Here is an 18,147-nt window from a genome sequence, read left to right as displayed (position 1 = left end):
ACGGTTCTCCTAGTTCAAATAAGTACAAATTAATGAATGTATTTTATAGTAAGAGGGAGGGATTAGGCAAGGGCAGTCCCGGCTGGAAACAGAGCGTGCTCTGAATACTGGACAGACCGTTTAATAGTTTGAAAAACCCTACAGTTGATTCCTCAAACTATTTCCTGCTGATACGGATTATAAGCGAAGGGTCATGGGAGAAGATTCCTTCAATCTGGTCATGCATTTCCTGTACTTCTCCCAGATTGTGCATGGTTTGGGAATATTTAATTTTAACCCTCTGTTTGCTTGTTTTAATCTCCATCATCATGGCATCACTGCCCATGAAGTTTTTGAGCAGCTCAATGGACTCGGCATGAAAGTGCTTTTTGTTAAATGTGATATACACATCGAAGTTGAAGCTTGTGGGGGGTGCCATACCCAACTTGATCCGGTTGAGAAAAAGCATCAGCAAACCCACAAAGAGTGTCAGAATCAAGGCATGAACAAAAAAGGCCAATCCGCAGGAGATTCCCACAACTATGGCCAGAAAAATATAAGACATGTCTATGGGATTACTCACGGCTGTACGAAAACGAACAATTGAAACCGCACCGAGCAATCCAAAGGCGACGACCATATTGGAAGCGATCATCATCATGGCTCCTGCCATGATAACACCTATATAAATAATGGAATGCATGATGATATGGCAGTCTTCCTTATGGGAGTTTAGATTCTTATAGGTGAAGGCCAGAAACAGATTCAATATGAAAGCATACCCTAGCCTGCTGATACTGGCGAGTACGGTAAAATCCTGCTGCATAGCCGATGTGTTTAGAATATTAAGAAACTCGGTCATTTATTCTCCTAAATGTGCATGTCTCACTCATCAAAAAAATCGTTCCATTCGGGATCTGCCAGAATTGTATCTGCCCGGTTATCCAGGAAGGAGAGAATGAAGTCTCTTTCCCCATCAAAATTTTCGCTCTCAAGGTAAAAGACCGGTTCAAGATCTACTGCCTGTTCCAGATCTGTATAAAGGGTTTCCAGATAGGTCTTCAAAGAATCAATTATATTATGTTCTGACGATTGAAGAAAGTATTTATTGAAAACGGATTTATATTGCTGTTGGAACAAAGGAGATTCCAGCATACGGGAGGTCAGAAGATTATCTCCCCCAATGGATTCATAGCGGTAGTAGTGATCGTTATCCCAGGGGAGAATTCTGTAGTAATCTCCCGCATAGATATAGAAGTTGGTGTTGTAGGTATCTGCAGAACCAAAAAAATCCCTCACAACCATATACCGGGCTACACTTTCCAAATCTACATTTTCTTCTATCCACGTAACCCACTCTACTGTGGACATATGAGCAGCGTTCACCAATAACAGATTCAGTGTGCTGAAATCATCGTCATCGGGATATTTTTTTTCCGACATGGACTGGACTGGCACATCCTGTCCTATATCAAAGACCCTGATTTTAAACAATTCTCCCTTTTCCCCGTAAAAATCATCAACGGATGAATCATAAAGGGGCAGACGGTTGTAATAGCCCATGTATTCACCATTGAAAAAAAGACTGGCAGGTGAAAGCTGAGGAGCCGGTAATCCCACTTGCTCATAGGCGTACATGATCAAATTGTAGCTCATCCAAGGGTCTCCTCCAGCATCGAGGGCAATCTTTGTTTCCTCATCCTCCAGGAGGAGAGTAAAAGATTTTTTAGGATTCATACGGGATGTAAAACCGCGTACATTGATCTCTCCACGTCCTCTTGCCCCATCCATTTCATAGCCGCACAAGGCCTCAATATTCATGGTTACAGAATCATAGAGATCACTCATTTCATCGGGAGCCAGAGTTATTTTTACAGATGGCAAACCCGTCTCGACTCCGTCTTCATCGGGGAGTATCCCTACAAACTCACCGCAGGAAGCCAGAGAAAGGATCAGACAGGCTGTGAACCCTAATGTCTTATTTCGAAGCTGATGCCCCATATGATCTCCAAACCCGTTTGAAGGACCGATTCTCCCCCATCGCTGTTATAATTGGTCAGGATGTCGGTTCCCCCTTCTAAATGCAAAAAGAAGGTCTTGTCCCATGCCAGAAGCTGACCCGTGCGGACAGAGGCAGTCCAGGACTCCATCTGATCCAGACTATGAATCAAAAAACCTGTGTTTAATCCGGGAGTCCAGACAAAATCATCATATTTAAGGGGATAAGCCAGGAGAATGTCTGCCCCCATAAACCAGCTGGGTTCCCCTTCTCCGGGAAAGTGAATATACCCCACGGGATCGATGAGATTATTCCCCAGGGTGACATCCCCTTTGTAGATGAAAAGACCCTTTCCGCTCATATCGGCAATGGCCGCCTGAAAGAGAAAATTATGATCCTGCGTGTGGGAACTTGCGGTGCCCACCCAGTTTTTGTGTATGAAATAGGGATAGTAAGCGGCGGTGATCCCCACCCAGCTGTCTTCACCCTTATAAGGATAAAACAGCCCCGTGTTGACCTGAACTTCTCTGCCGGAGGGCTGAAAAAAGATATGGCCGTATGCGCTCACAGGGAGTGTGCCTTCTTTATAGTTTTGATAGGCTTTAAAACCGAGAGCCCTTGATGTGTACCATCCCATCTCATCCAATCGGTTTTTGATGAGGGAGTCCAGGTTAAAAGGCACTTGTTTACTAGAGAACTGGTCTTCCAGAAGGATCTCATTCTTAAACATGCCGAGCTGATAACGCTGCCTGTCCTGACGGAAACGCACCCAGACTTCATCGGTTTCTACCTCGTCTGTCTTAAAATCCACCTCAAGACCTATTTCCCAGGCATCGGTGATTTCAAAGCGGTTATCCATTTTGAACCCCAGCTCCAGATAGTCCGTGGGAGCCGTCTCATAATCACTTTCAATGTAAAAATTCCCTTCCGGTTCCCACAAGTCGAAAAAATCGTCCTTGGCGGAAATGAGACTTATTGAGAATGTGCAAAGTATAAGAGTCCAAATTATTTTATTCATGCAGTTCCAACTTGAGGATGCCTCCGCTGTCCTGGGCAACGTAAAAATATCCATCACCATCGACAGCCAGACCTTCCTGGTTTTTTCCCGGCAGCTGACAGTGCCAGAGGATTTGTCCTTTTAAATCCAGTTTATAGAGCCTATCAAGGGTATCGCTGAGGATATAAAATCCCTCGCTTGTCCACAAGAGAGCAGACTGATCCTCAATGCCTGTTTTTATCTTATTTATTTTACCAACCTTCATCATGAAAAGGGCTGCGTCTTTGCTCTTTTTTTTAAGTTTCTGATTCACCAGAAAAAAGGTATCCCTTCCATCACTGCCAAGTCCTTCATAGGGAGGAGTGCCCGAAGGGAGGATTTGTTCATAAGCCAGGATCTCCAGGGTATCGGGATGGATTTTAATAAGATGATTTGTCTTCTCATCCAGGGCGTAGAGCATGCCCTGTTCGGGGAAGATCATGATCCCTTCCAGGTCCCTTTCTCCCAGCCAGGACTGGTGAAGGAGCTCCCCCTCCAGGCTGATCTCGGCTATATGTCCCTCATCCCCGACCACAAAGAGAGTGTTCCGGTTTGGAGAGTACACAAGACCCGAGGGTTCCCGGAAGTTATCCAGCTTAAAAAAATCGAGTTCCTTAAGATAAGGCTTTGCAGAGTTTGGCTGGGACCATAACGAACCCAAAGTCAACATATAAATTGAGATAACTATTAAAAACAAATACTTTCTATACATTTTAAACCTCAAGAAAACAAAAACTCCTTCATGGATATCAAATCCTGATTCTGCAGCGACAAGACCCGTTTATAGTTGGCATGACCTTTTTTCGAAAGGCGGTTATAGAGATCTTTGTCACTGAGAACCTGAAACATTCTGGTTTCAATTTCCATGATTGATGTTGTATCAAAAAAATGTGCCGAATCGGCCAAGACTTCAAAAAGAGAGGTATTGGAGGCACTGAGAACCGGTTTCCCAAACCGTTGAGCTTCCAGGGGAGGATAACCGAACCCCTCATTTAGGGTAGGATAAACAAAGGCATAACAGTGCTGATACAAACTTTGAAGAACATCCTCTTCCACGTAGTCCATCATGATAACATTATCACTGCTCCACTTTTTAAGAGGATTATTTCTAGAAATCCCAGTAATGACAAGTTTTATATCATGGGGATAATGTTTTTGCAGATTTTTAAAAGCCTGAATGGCTCTGAAAGAATTCTTTATCCAGCGATTCCCGCTGACAATCAGAAAATAGGGTCCCTCTACCTCAGAAGGTAGATCTATCGGAATTTGCTCATCAAGAAACAAAGGTGAATAAAAGACCTTGATCTGATCAGGATCTTTTAATCCCAAATTCAGAAAAATACTAGCCTTGCTATGATGGCTTACGGTCACAATGGAATAATTTGCAGCAATGTCATGCAGTCCCTGATAGCGGGTAATCTTTCTGTGAATGATTTTTTTTGAAAACAGAGCCTTAGCCAGGACCTTTAGCTTACCTTTCAAAGATGACGTGTACTTAAGCTCAGTACTATCCCAGTGCTTTTCTATCCCCCGCAGTCCATGGTTGGTAAAGACAAAGTGTACATTCTTTAGTCTTAAAGAACGGAGATTGGAAGGAATAGCTGAAAAGACTCTTGTCACTTCATGTTTTTGTATCAGACCATAGACCTCTTCTATGCTATCAATGGCTTCAAGGATTATCCCTTCAGCACCAGATAGGGCCATCACATCCGGATGAAGAGGACGATCACGAAAATAGAAACCTATAAGTTGGTGTCCTTTTAAATCTTTTGCCAAATATCTAAATATGAGTGAGGCATAAAAACCGGCACCATGGAACTGTTCACCCTTTTTGGGCTGTGAGGCTACCAGATCAAATAACAGGTTCATTAAGACTCCTTAAAGACAAGCTCAAGCATTTCCTGGAGCATCTGTTTCTGCTTGTTAGAAACAAGATTATACCGTTGCGGACCTATAATGGCCAGTTCTTTATGAAGATCCTCATCTTCAAGCATCAGAATCCGGCTAGCAATTTCATCCTCAGAATAGGGGTTGGCATAGAGAACGGCATCACCACAGACTTCTGTGACTGCCGAAAAAGCGGAGGCCAAAACAGGAGTCCCGTATTTCATAGCCTGAAGAGGAGGATAACCAAATCCCTCATTCAGAGAGGGGTAAAGCAGGGCCCGGGCCCCCTTGAACAAACTTTCTAGAAGCTCTGTTTTCACATAATCCAGAAAAAGAAAGTGTTCTTTGTTTTTCAGGGATCGATACACAATGTTGGTCCCCCCTGTCAGGACCAGTTTCCGCCCCTTCAACCGGCCGTCTGAAACAAGCTTATCAAAGGCTCTGGCCAGACGCAGGTTATTCTTAAGCCAGCGACCGCTTCCTAGGCCCAGATAAAATTCCCCTTCAGTCAGCCCCAGGCTTTCCAGGAGTTCTTTACTTTTCATTGCAACATAATCAGGATCTATGGGATTAAATAGAGGGGAGTAACAGACGTGGAGCTGATCGGATTTTAATTCGGGGAAGAAATTCAAGAGTGAATATTTTGTATGAGCCGATACAGTGATGATTTGACTGCCAGAAAGAGTCAGGAGTTTGCGGACTTTGGCTGCAGCCATTCTTTTATACCTATCCGGAAAAAAGCGGATAAATAGAGCTTTTAGAATCCGTTTAGGGTCTTTTGTACCCACATAAAATGGAATTTCATGACGATCCGTTGGCATTTCGAGGCTGCGGACACCATGGATTGTAAAAAAAAGACGGGTATTGCACTCTCCGGCCTGATCAAACCGTCCATAGGGAAGACCTGTAAAAAAAACATCATAGCCGGCATATACCTCAAAAAAGGAGCGCCCGACCAAGTCGATTAGGGAAATCTCCTTCTCGTTGCAGAGGTTCTTTATATATTCATCCAGAGGTTTTGAACCATCATAGAGAGCGTCAAATTTATATCCCTTTTCCACTGCCGCTTTGAATACGGCTTTGGAGTACTCTCCCCCTCCATGATAGACAGCCCCATGAATAGGTTGTGTGGCTACCAGATCAAATAATATATTCATTTTTTAGCTCCTTGGATTTTTATAGCCCCCAATCAGGTGTTTGATTTATCCTTTCTAGCCCTGATTCTTAACTTTCTGACCAATTTATAAAATAATGGATCATGAAGGAGCAGCAATCCCATAAAATATAGAAATGCAGAAATAACTACCACAAAGAAGAGCTCTATTAGGCTTAATTCTTTTCCATGGCCATAAAAGTAATAAGGGATGAGAACAATTGGTGTAGCTAAAAGATATTTAATATGATCCTGGGTTAAAATAATTAAACCAAATTTATAACGAATATAAACCAAACATATCATCACATCCATAAATTCCATACAAAGGGTAGCAGCTGCTGCACCATTATGAAAATAATGAGGAACCAGAATCAGGTTCAATATGATATTTCCCAAGATACCGGCCACGGTAATGTAAAGAATAACACGCTCTTTGTCTCTGGGTAGGAGAATCTGCTGTCTTACCAGCCGTTTAATTGCCTGAAAAGGAATAATAAATGACAGGATTATTAGGGATGTCACAGCGGGTAGCATCTCTGAATCAAAAAGGATAGATATAATATCCTGGCTATACAAGACCATTCCCAATACTATAGGCAAAACCAGCATCAGAATGTAATTCATATTAAATGAAACCAGGCGGGAACTCTGCTTGTCATCATTTTGAGCTAAATAGCTTGTGACTCTGGGAAATATGATATTGTTCAAAGCTGTAAATAGCTGCAGTATAATTCTAGAAAGTCTGAATCCCAAAGTATAAAAACCAACGTAGAGAGGACCTACAAGATATCCTGTTAGTGTCTTATCGATACTGGCATTGATCAACCCGGCCACAGAAAGACTGAAGAGGACAAACACCGGCTTCAGGTGTCTGCGAACTTTCAGATTTCTAAAATCGCGAAGATGAATATATTTCAGAATACCAAGGAAAGTGATAAGACTGTTTCCCAAAGATGTGAGTGCTGTAATGAGTGTATACTTCATGTAGTCATCACCATGTCGTATGGTCATAATCATAGCAGCTACATTTAGAATCTTAAAAATCATGCCCCTTAATGACATGAATTTGAACCTCTGAGTTCCTACAAAAAACCACTCCCCATTAAAATATCCGGAAAAAATTAGGATGGAGAGGATTAGATAGGCATCTCTATACTGGGAGGTGAAAAAAGGAAAAAAAAGGGTAAAATAAAGAATCATTGCCGCTGTAACAGAACAAGTTTGTAGAATCAGCATCTCTGCAATGGTCTTTCCAAGATCAGGAGACTTTCTCTCTCTGGCAATAAGACGGGCGGCATACTCGGGAATACCCAATACAGCAACCATACAAAAGTAGGAAACAATAGAATTTGTATATGAAAAAATTCCATAGTTTTCCGGACCTATTCTATTTAAAACAAAAGGTAATACAAAAACAGGAAGTCCTATGTTAAGAACCATGCGGATAAGGTTGAATATATAATCTGTAAAAAGTTTTTTCCTATCTAAGCTCAACTGAAGCCCTTTTGTAACAGATCTTTCCTAATATAATCTCTATAGACTTTGAAAGATGCCAGCTGATTTTTGATGATAAAGCGTTCTTTACTGCAACCAATTTTGAAACGGCTATCAGTAGAACGGTCTTCCTTGTGATAAATCACAATACCAGGATGATATATTGACCGCAAACCATGTTTCTTGACTCTGTAATAGAGGATATCTTCTTCTTTGTACATGAATGTTCCTGAATAAAAAACATCCTTATACATTTCATAATATTCTTTAGAAAAGATTAAAGCAGCGCCATGTAGACCTATTCCCTCCTGAATATCCCGCGACATTTTATCCCTGAGTGAAGCATGACCTATCAGATGATTAAGAGGACTTGCTAAAAGTATATTTTTAACTAATCTCTTCATTGCTTTTTTTCTTTTATATTTTAACCAATATAAAAAGCAACTTTTATTTAAGACTTCCAACTTTAAAGTTAAGTCCCTGATTCCCTTATCTAACTGCTCAATGGATATAGGAAATTCCAATATTGGATTTTGAGGATGATTATTCCGATCCCGAATATTTGGCCCAAGAATATGAAAATGATAAGTATTATAAATCTCCTGTATTTTTGTAACAAAATCTTCCTGTGTTATCACAGTATCATTGTTAATAACAATAAGAAAATCCGGATTTATCTCCTCTATTGCTTGCCTACATCCAAGATTATTCCCATTAGCAAAGCCAAGATTCTCTTTGGAATGTACCAAAGAAATATCTGAAGACTCATCATATAGAGTTTTAAGAACAGAAAGACTCCTGTCTTTAGAACCATTCTCAACAATCGTTATATGATAATTTTGATTTACAGAAACTGACCGTATTGAATCAACACACTCCTGTGTATCTTCTAAAGTTCTCTCATTATAATGAAGAATCACAAATGCAAATTTCATAGAAATATCAAACCCTCTTTCTGATTTTGTCCTGAAAAATGACTAAAAACCCTACTGGGGCTATTAAAGAACAAATCAACTTCCTGCGTATTTTATGAATATGGCCGAGACTTTCAGAAAAGCTCATACCAAGATGGCTGGAATATCGAATATAAGAAATATATGTAAAAATTTTAAACTTAATACTTGGAATCCGGTCAAAATATTTGTTAATTCTAGCTTCAGCATAAAACTGGCGACCTTTTATAAACCGTAGTTTTTTAGTCCTTACCGATAAAGTAGTTCTTCCTTCTTCCTGCCGATAATAAGTCCTAAGAATATCATTGAAACAATAAAATTTATATTTTTCCGACATATCAAAATAGGTTGCCGAATGAATAACATGCCGGTCAATTTCGTAATAGGGATATTCCTTCAAAGCTTGTGTTCGAAACATCTCACACTTATCACCAGTGATATGATACTTAAATTTCATTTCATAATAATCACAAATTAATGGATCATGAGGAAAAGGAGTTCCTACAAGTTCACCATTCTGATCATTACATAAGGCAACGAGTGCTGCCAGTGTTTCCTGAACTTCAGTATCTAAACTTTCCCATCGTTTCGTAAAGGACTCAAGTGCTTTGGGGAGGAGGCAATCATCTGCATCGATCAAAAGGAACAGGGGGAAAGTGGCCATCTGAACTCCTTTATTCATAGCGGCCATCTTACCTCGGTTTTCTTTTTGCTTATAATAACGGATATTAAATGGAGGATTATTTTGAATCCAAGAACTTACAATTTTCTGAGTATCATCATTGGAGCAGTCATCCACTATGAGCCACTCAAAATTTTGCAAAGTCTGACTACAGAGTCCTTCATAAACTCGATGTAACAAATGTCCATAATTATAGGATGCAGTAAAAACTGTGATTTCAGTCATCGTTTACCCTCATTAACAGGAGTTTCCCTTGCAATTTTAATCAATTCATCCAGCTCATTATCTCGATTGGAGGATCTGTAAAATCTTAGAAGATCTTTTTGATTATCCCATAGCTTTTCATCCTCGTGGGAAGCGCCTCCTGGATGAAAAAGTATTTCAGCTGAATCAGCGTCAAATTTCCGCTTTTCAATAAACCTTTTAAATGCAGTATAAACATCATAAGACATATTCCCTGAATACAAAACACCACAAAAATAGCGATTCGATTGAACTCCTGAAAGTCGTAGAGGTTTGTTTGAATGGAATGTAAGATACCTCAAAAGTATCCATTTTATAAGATTACTTGAACAAATGTTCTGTATGGAGAAATGAATGTTGCTCCTTAAAATTAAGAAAGGTTCCCGGACAGTCCTGATAGAAGTAAAACGGGGATTCTCACGGATTATATAAAGGATTTTATTTAACACAGGAGGAATCAGATGGTAATACTGATGACTATCCAAAGACAAATTATTTTGATCAGGAAAAGCCTGTGAATATTTTTTCATTTGAGCTTCTAGTTCAACTGCAACCTGTTCAAGAAATCTTTTTGAGAATATACAGTTTAGCCAAAATTGGATAAAACCCTTATCGAAACATCCATTTTTATCCACAAGAAGGGGTATGTCCAGAGGAGATGTAATAGGTCTTCCTTCACAGAAATTCAAATGAAGAGAATGACTCCATCCTTCTATCCGAATCATTTCACAGGCTTCTTCAAAACCTGGTGTAGTTACCATCAGGCTCAACTTAGTCAAAGCGCCTTTTTTGAAACCTTGAGCTATAGAATCATTGACTGAAGAAGAGGCTCCCATATCGTCGGCATTGATATGCAGTTTCACAGATTTACCCGCTCGGCGATGATGTACTGAGGTCTCCTCTTAAGCTCCATGAAAGCGCGACCTACATATTCTCCGATGATACCCAGACAAACCAGCTGGATTCCTCCTAATAAGGAGACAATAGAGACCAGGGATGACCAGCCAGGAGAGGTATTATGGAGAAAAAACTTGGAAACGATAACATAAATTAAGTATAGAACAGAAGTAAAGGACATCCAAATTCCCAAATGAGTCGCCATTCTCAGGGGCTTGATGCTAAACCCCATGAGGCCATCCATTGCAAAACGAAACATTTTCCTTATAGTATATTTTGACTCTCCCCCATGCCTATCGGCAGCGACAAAATCAATATAGGACGTCTTAAACCCAATATAGGGAATCAGACCTCTCATAAACAGATTACTCTCATTAAAATCTCCCAAAACATCCACAGCCTTTCGGTCCATCAACCTGAAATCGGCTGCTCCATCCAGCACTTTGACATCGGAAAAGAAATTTAAAAAGCTGTAATACAGTTTGGCTGTGAGGATCTTGAATGGACCTGCTCCTTCTGTTTCTTTGCGTATTGTCTGAACAATATCAAAACCACTTTGCCATCTTTCGTAGAGGGGAAGTATCAATTCGGGCGGATGTTGAAGATCGGCATCCATAGAAACAACCACATCACCGCTACTGTTGTCCAGACCAGCCTTCAAAGCGAACTGATGACCATGATTTCTTGAAAAGAAGAGCCCTTTTACATTATTATCTTCAGCTCCCAGAGACTTAATAATATTTTCAGATTCATCTGTGCTTCCATCGCTTACAAAGAGAATCTCATATTTATCCAGATCTAAAAGAGGAATTTGTTCCATAAGTCGCTTATAAAGAAGGTTGATATTTGCCTCCTCATTAAATATGGGAACGACGATGCTTATTTTATCTGCCTTTCTCATTTGTTATCCTCCGCGTTTGATTTTGAATTAAAAGTAATCCATCGATTGAGTATAAAATTTAAAATAGTATACACAACCATGGCCATAAAGACTGAAACATATTCAAATATTCCTGCTATATCTACCAGGAGAAATAAAACTCCCATCTGTATGGCAAAACAAAAGCACCAAATAGCAATAAATAAAAAGACTTGCCGTTTCAGATCCCCCTGATTGGATTTAAAAGTCCAAGCTCTGTTCCAGATAAAACTATTCATCAAACCAGCTGCATACCCGGCAAAATTGGCAATATAAATAGAAAATCCGATCAATTCTTTAAACAGAATAATCACTATGAAAGTCACAGCTGTATTCAAAAATCCGACAATACCAAATTTAACAGCTTGAATAAAAAGCATTTTAAAATTATTCATCTTTTTTCAGCCAAAAAAATATCAAATTCTTCTCCATAATTTTCAAATTCATTGATCAAACTAAAGCTATACTGAGACTCCCACCTATCGGGTAGTCCAGATTTCCTACCATCATCTTCAAGAATAAAATAGAATTTATCCGGTTTAGAGGATGGGGAAAAATCCAGCCAAGTAAAATGATGATAATCGAAACTCCCCAAGCTTGCAAACCATTCATTACTACTTCCCAAAAGAGGCAGTGATGTATCATTGGGTAATTGAGATTGGATATTCTGAACATATTGTCGATGATTGGGCCAAGAACGGCTTTTTATTCCCAAATATGCAAATTGTGGCAGGAGTAGAAGAAAGAAATAGAGAAGAACCAGTTTTTGAAACCTAAGACGTGTTGCGGTATCGACCAAAACCATGAGGAGAGCAGGAAAAGCCATGATGACATAGGTATGAACTGGCCTTGGATTTATCAGAGATGAGAAGAAAACAAGTCCCAATATCCAGTAGAGAGAGGAATCCTTTTTATAGTACTTGCATATAATACCAAGCCCTAGTCCCGCGAAAAGGATTAAAAACTCAGGGATATGCTTATTCAATCCACCCGGGAAGAAATATTTCAGGATATAACTAAAGAAATAGAACATCTCTTTGTTATTGTTCAGTGTATAGTCAAGGGAGTATGTACTTTGAAACAGGGCTTTGTAATGCAGGAGAAAATAATAACATAGCCCGATTATCAAACCAATCCCGAAATAAACAAAAGGTTTGATCTTGCTTTCAGCCAAAATTTTCTCCCTATTCCCCAGAAAATGACCCAGCATGTAGAAGAAGACTGTTATACCGATGGGATGAGATTCGACACAGACCAATGCTAAAAATCCTGCCAATAAATATCGCTTTTTGGTAAAACTGAAAAAGGAGATAGACAGCATAAAAAAGGTAAACGCATCTGTTTTTGTGGTATGAGAAGGCTCAAAGTAGGCATCCAGAAGAAGTCCAATTGTTATAAATAAGGCGATGGATTTGAAAGACCAGTTCTTATCTTTTAAAATTCTGTACCACAGCCCCAGAGCTGCTATAATTAAAAAGGTAGAAATCAATAGTGCTCTTGGAAGCTGCCAGCCAATAAGATTCATAATACTTCCGTAGAAGAAGGCAGGAGTGACCCCGGTCAAACTCAGATTAGCCAACCCATTCCCTATAAACCTGTCTTCCACGATACCATTTTTAAAAAAATCATACGCCCAGTAGTGAGACCAGGCATTATCCCGCAACTCCGGCTTAAATCCAATATTGAGACAAACATAAGAAAGAAGGATAAGTATCCAAAACAATATGAAAAGCATTTTTCCAGGAATCAAATCATCCAGACGGTTGAGTGAGTGTTTTAGTCGCATTACCTAATCCTTTTATGATAATTCTTAAAATCTATATTCCACAAAAATGGCGATATATATACCTTGATAATCTAGGTTTTTATAGGTTTGGAAATTTCTGTCAAAAATATATGCCATATCTCCCCCTAGAGAAAAGTGATGTGTCAAAAAATAGTACCCATCCAGACCTACAGACCATTGAACAGGTACTCCCCAATCCTCATTATTGCTTAGAATATTACTAGCTGAGTATAGTTTTGTATCATTATAGCGCGTTCTATCAGCATAAATCCCCGCCTTACCAAAAGGTGCATAGTAGTCCAGTTGAAGATGTTGATTATCCCCTCCTGGGCCGTAACCTGTGCCTAAAAACTGCCCGGAATTGGAATACCCCAGATTTGTCATACTGTGTCTATAAAATCCGCCACCCCATCCCAAGCCATTCAAATAATAATCCCGACTCCACATCAGGGAGGAAAACTCAGCATTAAAAATAAAAAATCTATCATTATAATCTGTTATTGGAATATGCTGCCTTAGTCCCAAAATGTAACCGGAGGCATGATTTGGTCTTACCAAAAGATGGTCGAGGGAGGGGACATAATCTTCTGTAGTCCATTCTCCATAAAATTCAAATCCTACTGAATCAAAAAGCCAGTTCCAGGTAATAGAAGCTCTACCATCAGCATTATCAGAACCGTTGAGGACTCCTCCGCTGTAATCCTGGATGACTCCAGGATCAACAGCGGCAATGAGTGAAAACATGGAAAATTCTTCAAAACTCACTTGGGATGTCTTATTAATCCCCATTGTTAATCCTGGAAAGAAGAAGGGCGACCAAGCCAAATGGACTCCGCTTAAAAAATCAGAATATGTGTCAGGATCGACATTCACATTATAGTCGGAGCTTTTCAAGGCACCCCACCACATCTTAAACTCCACGTCTCCCCAGGAGGTATCGGCCTTGCTAACACCGACATCTACATGAGGAAATCCGTCGGCATTATTACTCAAAGTATGAGCACTGGTGCTTCCATGGCCAATCCAGACATTTTCGTTTCCAATCCCCAGACTCCAACCGTTATATTTAAAACGGATCTGAGACTGTCCCCAACTGAAATCCATGAAGGACGAGTTTCCGAATCTTTGGGGAGCATCAATACCGGAATAGGGATAGGCATATTCAGAGCCCGACCAGGTTAACTCCTGCAGAACGAAGTCTTGATTTTGTGAAAAATAGAATTCTGGATAGATTGTCAGGTCTACAAACTCAGAGAGTAGGCTGAGACCTCCGGAATAGGAGCTATTATACCCCTTTCCCTGCCAGAGTCCGCCATCATTAATGCCATGGGGAGAATTGAGATTGTATGATTGAAACCATTGGGGAGTTTCTAAAAAGAGTGAATACTCTTCAGATTTGTATAGCGGCGAGGATTGAATATTCTGATCCTGCCAAGGATGGTCTCCCTGTGAAAGAGTCCATGTATTTGTTGAAAAGGATTTATATTGAAGAAAGGGGCGTTCAATCACCCCTGTAAGACTCAAGGCTGTATAGTATTGATCCAATGTAGATTGTATCTTTTCATTAGATACACCGTAAGTTGTAATAAATAAAAAAAGTATGGGCAAAAATAAAAAATAACGTTTCATGCCTTATAGTAAATAAAAACGAAACATTATTCCATCATATGTTCTAAAGGAAACCTTATTTCAATAAGCCTGTTGACTCATCTTTGAGAATAATTTTTTTCCATCCACTTACGATACTCTCCAGACTTGATATTCTCAATCCAGGCTCTATTTTCCAGATACCAACGGACAGTTTTACGAAGACCTTCTTCAAAATTCAAAGACTGGGTCCAACCTAACTCTGATTTTAGTTTGTCACAGTTAATGGCATACCTCTGATCGTGTCCGGGACGGTCTTTCACATAAGAAATCAAGCCTTTCAATGAAGATACATCCAATCCTGCTTCTGTCGCGACAACTTCACAAAGGGTGTTTACAAGCTTGATATTTTCCCACTCGTTCTCACCACCGATGTTATAGGTTTCTCCCAACCGGCCTTTCTGCATAACAGTCCAGACAGCCGAATTATGATCTTCTACATAGAGCCAGTCCCGGATGTTTTTGCCATCCCCATAAACTGGAAGAGCCTTCCCCAGAAGCATATTCTCAATCATCACAGGGATTAATTTTTCAGGGAATTGGTAAGGTCCATAATTATTGGAACAATTTGTCATGGTGATAGGTAGTCCGTAGGTGTGAAAATAAGCCATGACCAAATGGTCTGATGATGCTTTGGATGCAGAATAGGGACTACGGGGATCATAGGAAGTATCTTCAAAGAAGTATCCTGTGTCTCCCAGTGAGCCATATACTTCATCTGTGGACACATGGTGGAACAGCTTATTTTCAAATTGACCGGTCCAGGCTTTTCTCGCCGTATCCAGAAGGGTAAAAGTACCATTCACATTGGTCTTAATAAATGCTTCCGGCCCTTCAATGGAGCGATCCACATGGCTCTCGGCAGCGAGATGACAAACGGCGTCAATTTGATAGGATTGAAACAACGAAGATACAAGCTCTGCATCACAGATATCGCCCTGTTTAAAGTCATAACGATCAGGGAAGCGGGCAGCTACATCATCCAATGAGGAAGCATTACCGGCATAGGTCAATTTATCCAGATTGATAACCCGGCCGGTAAACTCCTTATTGTTTAAAAGAACCCGGATAAAGTTACTGCCTATAAAACCCGCACCGCCGGTGACAAGTATATTTTTGAATGTTCTAGATGATGTCATTGCTTGTTATTCCTTCTAAAAAATTGTAAAGGGAGGCCTTCCAATGGGGAACTTTATACTCAGGAAAAGTGTTTTTAACTTTTTCTTTGGACATAAGGGAGTAAGCGGGTCGCTTTGTAGGAGTGGGAAATTCCTCTGATGTACAGGGATTGATAGTACAGTCGGAGCAAATCAGCCCTTTCTCCCGTCCCAGTCTATAGATCTCTGCAGCAAAGTGGTGCCAGCTGCACTCCCCTTCTCCGGAGAAGTGATAGGTTCCGTAGGCTTCTGATTCTCCTGACAGAATAGTTCCGATGAATCCGGTCAGATCTTGTGTCCAGGTAGGTGAGCCCTGCTGGTCATCAATGACCTTGAGAGTGTCCAATTTGTTCATCAATTTTATCATTGTATAGACAAAGTTAGCCCCGTAGCGTCCATAGAGCCAGGCGGTACGAATGATAAAATATTTAGTACAGATTTTCCGGATTTCCTCTTCACCCGCCAACTTGCTGGCACCATATACGCCGGTGGGGCCAGTCGGGTCATCTTCCCTCCGAGGGGAGGGACTGGTTCCCTCAAATACGTAGTCGGTGGATATATGGATCAGGGGAATATCCCGTGCTACAGCAAGGGTTGCAATGTTGGCGACGCCCCTCTGATTGATGGCATAGGCGGCATCCCTGTCCTCTTCGGCTTTATCTACAGCGGTGTAGGCCGAGCAGTTGATGATTATATGGGGATTATGTTTTTCTGCGAACGCATTGAGAACAGAGGGCTCCAGTATAGAGACGTCCCTGTCGGAGCCGATGTATTTAAGGCCGAGATTTTCGAGGTCCAAAGAGAGCTCCTGTCCGAGCATCCCCTTATTTCCGATGAGCCAGATCATTTATTCAGATCCTTCAAATACGGCAGGACGGCGTCCTTATCCGATACCAGGGGAATCTGCCCTACTTCCAGAGGCCATTTGACAGCCAGCTCTGGATCGTCCCATTTGACACCACCATCGGATGCAGGGGCATATTCAGCGGTACATTTATATAGAAAATGTGTATCATCAGAAAGAGTTAAAAACCCATGACCGAACCCGGGGGGAATGTAAAACATTGTATTATTTTCTGCTGTAAGTTCAATCCCGACATGTTTTCCATAGGTAGATGATCCTGGAACAAGATCAACAGCCACATCCCAAACTGCCCCAGACAACACACGCACCAGCTTTCCCTGGGCATGAGGAGCACTTTGAAAGTGGAGGCCCCTCAGAACCCCTTTGGATGAAAAAGAGTGGTTGTCCTGACAAAACTCCTCAAGAATACCATGAGCCATAAAATCACTCTTCTTATAAGTTTCCATAAAGAAGCCCCGTTCATCTCCGAACTTTCGGGGCTGAATGATGACAACTCCACGAAGTGCCGTCTTTGTAAACTCAAAAGGCATAAACTACCTGTCCTCTCTTTCTAAAATATTCATCAGGTACTGACCATAGGTCGACTTTGAAAGAGATTCTGCCAATCTTCGAAACTGCTTCTTATCAATAAAGCCTTCTTTATAGGCAATTTCTTCGATGCAGGCAATCTTTAGCCCCTGCCGTTCCTCAATCACCTGAACATACTGAGAGGCATCCAACAGGGACTGATGGGTCCCTGTGTCCAGCCAGGCATACCCCCGCCCCATCAGTTCCACCTTCAATTGTCCACTTTTCAAATACTCTTTATTGACGTCGGTAATCTCTAATTCCCCTCTGTGGGAGGGAGCCATATTCGCAGCAATATCCACGACCTGGTTATCATAGAAGTAGAGCCCTACTACAGCGTAGTTGGATTTTGGTTTAAGAGGCTTCTCTTCCAGAGAGATAACAGTGCCCGAAGAATCAAACTCAGCCACCCCATAACGCTCGGGGTCGTTAACGTAATACCCGAAGACTGTAGCTCCTGATTCCTGGAGAGCTGCCTTTTTAACAAGTTTAGCAAAATCATGCCCATAGAACAGGTTGTCGCCCAAAACCAGAGCCACAGAGTCAGAACCAATAAAATCTTTCCCTATAATAAAGGCTTCTGCCAGGCCGTTGGGTGCATCCTGCACTGCATAAGTTAATGAAAGGCCCAAGTCTGAACCATCTCCCAACAACTCCTCAAAGCGGGGCGTGTCCTGTGGAGTCGAGATTATCAAGATCTCCCGAATCCCCGCTAACATCAAAGTAGAGAGGGGATAATAGATCATTGGTTTGTCAAAAATGGGTAACAGTTGTTTGCAGATGGATTTTGTTGCTGGATAGAGACGTGTGCCGGATCCACCGGCCAAGATTATTGCTTTCATGTCTGCATTATAAAACAAAAAATAAATTATTACACCCT

The 18,147-nt window shown here is 40.9% G+C and carries 18 protein-coding genes; all 18 read right to left on the bottom strand.

From position 1 onward, the window contains the following. Window positions 1–157 precede the first annotated feature (157 nt). Window positions 158–841: a DUF4956 domain-containing protein gene (locus tag EXM22_RS02995; RefSeq protein ID WP_149485083.1), complete on the bottom strand. Its 684-nt coding sequence runs from the start codon at window positions 839–841 to the stop codon at window positions 158–160. A gap of 23 nt (window positions 842–864) precedes the next feature. After that, complete coding sequence (locus EXM22_RS02990) at window positions 865–1,980, bottom strand: CotH kinase family protein (RefSeq protein ID WP_149485082.1); 1,116 nt, start codon at window positions 1,978–1,980, stop codon at window positions 865–867. Next, window positions 1,950–2,996 carry a hypothetical protein gene (locus EXM22_RS02985; RefSeq protein WP_149485081.1) on the bottom strand — a complete coding sequence of 349 codons (1,047 nt, stop codon included), beginning with the start codon at window positions 2,994–2,996 and terminating at the stop codon, window positions 1,950–1,952. The genes EXM22_RS02990 and EXM22_RS02985 overlap by 31 nt, the downstream gene beginning before the upstream one ends. Then, a complete protein-coding gene (locus EXM22_RS02980; RefSeq protein WP_149485080.1) occupies window positions 2,989–3,738 on the bottom strand; it encodes an SdiA-regulated domain-containing protein in 750 nt (249 codons plus the stop codon). The genes EXM22_RS02985 and EXM22_RS02980 overlap by 8 nt, the downstream gene beginning before the upstream one ends. Further along, entirely contained in the window at window positions 3,735–4,883 is a 1,149-nt protein-coding gene (locus EXM22_RS02975) for a glycosyltransferase (RefSeq protein WP_149485079.1), read from the bottom strand. Before EXM22_RS02975 ends, EXM22_RS02980 begins: the two co-directional genes overlap by 4 nt. Then, window positions 4,883–6,058, bottom strand: coding sequence for a glycosyltransferase (locus tag EXM22_RS02970; RefSeq protein WP_149485078.1), 1,176 nt, complete (start codon window positions 6,056–6,058; stop codon window positions 4,883–4,885). Before EXM22_RS02970 ends, EXM22_RS02975 begins: the two co-directional genes overlap by 1 nt. A 32-nt stretch (window positions 6,059–6,090) precedes the next feature. Beyond that, entirely contained in the window at window positions 6,091–7,551 is a 1,461-nt protein-coding gene (locus EXM22_RS02965; RefSeq protein WP_281289919.1) for a flippase, read from the bottom strand. Next, window positions 7,548–8,486: a glycosyltransferase family 2 protein gene (locus EXM22_RS02960; RefSeq protein WP_149485076.1), complete on the bottom strand. Its 939-nt coding sequence runs from the start codon at window positions 8,484–8,486 to the stop codon at window positions 7,548–7,550. Before EXM22_RS02960 ends, EXM22_RS02965 begins: the two co-directional genes overlap by 4 nt. A gap of 7 nt (window positions 8,487–8,493) precedes the next feature. Further along, window positions 8,494–9,411, bottom strand: coding sequence for a glycosyltransferase family 2 protein (locus EXM22_RS02955; RefSeq protein ID WP_149485075.1), 918 nt, complete (start codon window positions 9,409–9,411; stop codon window positions 8,494–8,496). Continuing rightward, on the bottom strand, window positions 9,408–10,292 hold the full coding sequence (locus EXM22_RS02950; RefSeq protein WP_149485074.1) for a carbohydrate deacetylase: 885 nt from the start codon (window positions 10,290–10,292) through the stop codon (window positions 9,408–9,410). Before EXM22_RS02950 ends, EXM22_RS02955 begins: the two co-directional genes overlap by 4 nt. Then, window positions 10,289–11,227 carry a glycosyltransferase family 2 protein gene (locus tag EXM22_RS02945; protein WP_149485073.1) on the bottom strand — a complete coding sequence of 313 codons (939 nt, stop codon included), beginning with the start codon at window positions 11,225–11,227 and terminating at the stop codon, window positions 10,289–10,291. The genes EXM22_RS02950 and EXM22_RS02945 overlap by 4 nt, the downstream gene beginning before the upstream one ends. Further along, window positions 11,224–11,640, bottom strand: a complete 417-nt coding sequence (locus EXM22_RS02940; RefSeq protein ID WP_149485072.1) for a GtrA family protein — start codon at window positions 11,638–11,640, stop codon at window positions 11,224–11,226. Before EXM22_RS02940 ends, EXM22_RS02945 begins: the two co-directional genes overlap by 4 nt. Further along, on the bottom strand, window positions 11,637–13,031 hold the full coding sequence (locus EXM22_RS02935) for a hypothetical protein (protein ID WP_149485071.1): 1,395 nt from the start codon (window positions 13,029–13,031) through the stop codon (window positions 11,637–11,639). Before EXM22_RS02935 ends, EXM22_RS02940 begins: the two co-directional genes overlap by 4 nt. A 24-nt stretch (window positions 13,032–13,055) precedes the next feature. Beyond that, window positions 13,056–14,660 (bottom strand): capsule assembly Wzi family protein, encoded by a 1,605-nt coding sequence (locus tag EXM22_RS02930; RefSeq protein ID WP_149485070.1) that lies wholly within the window; start codon window positions 14,658–14,660, stop codon window positions 13,056–13,058. Window positions 14,661–14,737: 77 nt separating this feature from the next. Next, window positions 14,738–15,817: a dTDP-glucose 4,6-dehydratase gene (rfbB, locus tag EXM22_RS02925; RefSeq protein ID WP_149485069.1), complete on the bottom strand. Its 1,080-nt coding sequence runs from the start codon at window positions 15,815–15,817 to the stop codon at window positions 14,738–14,740. Then, complete coding sequence (gene rfbD, locus EXM22_RS02920; protein WP_149485068.1) at window positions 15,804–16,682, bottom strand: dTDP-4-dehydrorhamnose reductase; 879 nt, start codon at window positions 16,680–16,682, stop codon at window positions 15,804–15,806. Before rfbD ends, rfbB begins: the two co-directional genes overlap by 14 nt. Next, the gene (rfbC, locus tag EXM22_RS02915) at window positions 16,679–17,230 is read right to left on the bottom strand and encodes a dTDP-4-dehydrorhamnose 3,5-epimerase (protein ID WP_149485067.1); all 552 of its coding nucleotides are present in this window, start codon (window positions 17,228–17,230) and stop codon (window positions 16,679–16,681) included. The genes rfbD and rfbC overlap by 4 nt, the downstream gene beginning before the upstream one ends. Window positions 17,231–17,233: 3 nt before the next feature. Then, window positions 17,234–18,109, bottom strand: coding sequence for a glucose-1-phosphate thymidylyltransferase RfbA (gene rfbA / locus EXM22_RS02910; protein WP_149485066.1), 876 nt, complete (start codon window positions 18,107–18,109; stop codon window positions 17,234–17,236). Window positions 18,110–18,147 lie beyond the last annotated feature (38 nt).

It is taken from the genome of Oceanispirochaeta crateris (assembly GCF_008329965.1).
Lineage (GTDB): Bacteria > Spirochaetota > Spirochaetia > DSM-2461 > DSM-2461 > Oceanispirochaeta > Oceanispirochaeta crateris.
This window is presented reverse-complemented; position numbering and strand designations above follow the sequence as displayed.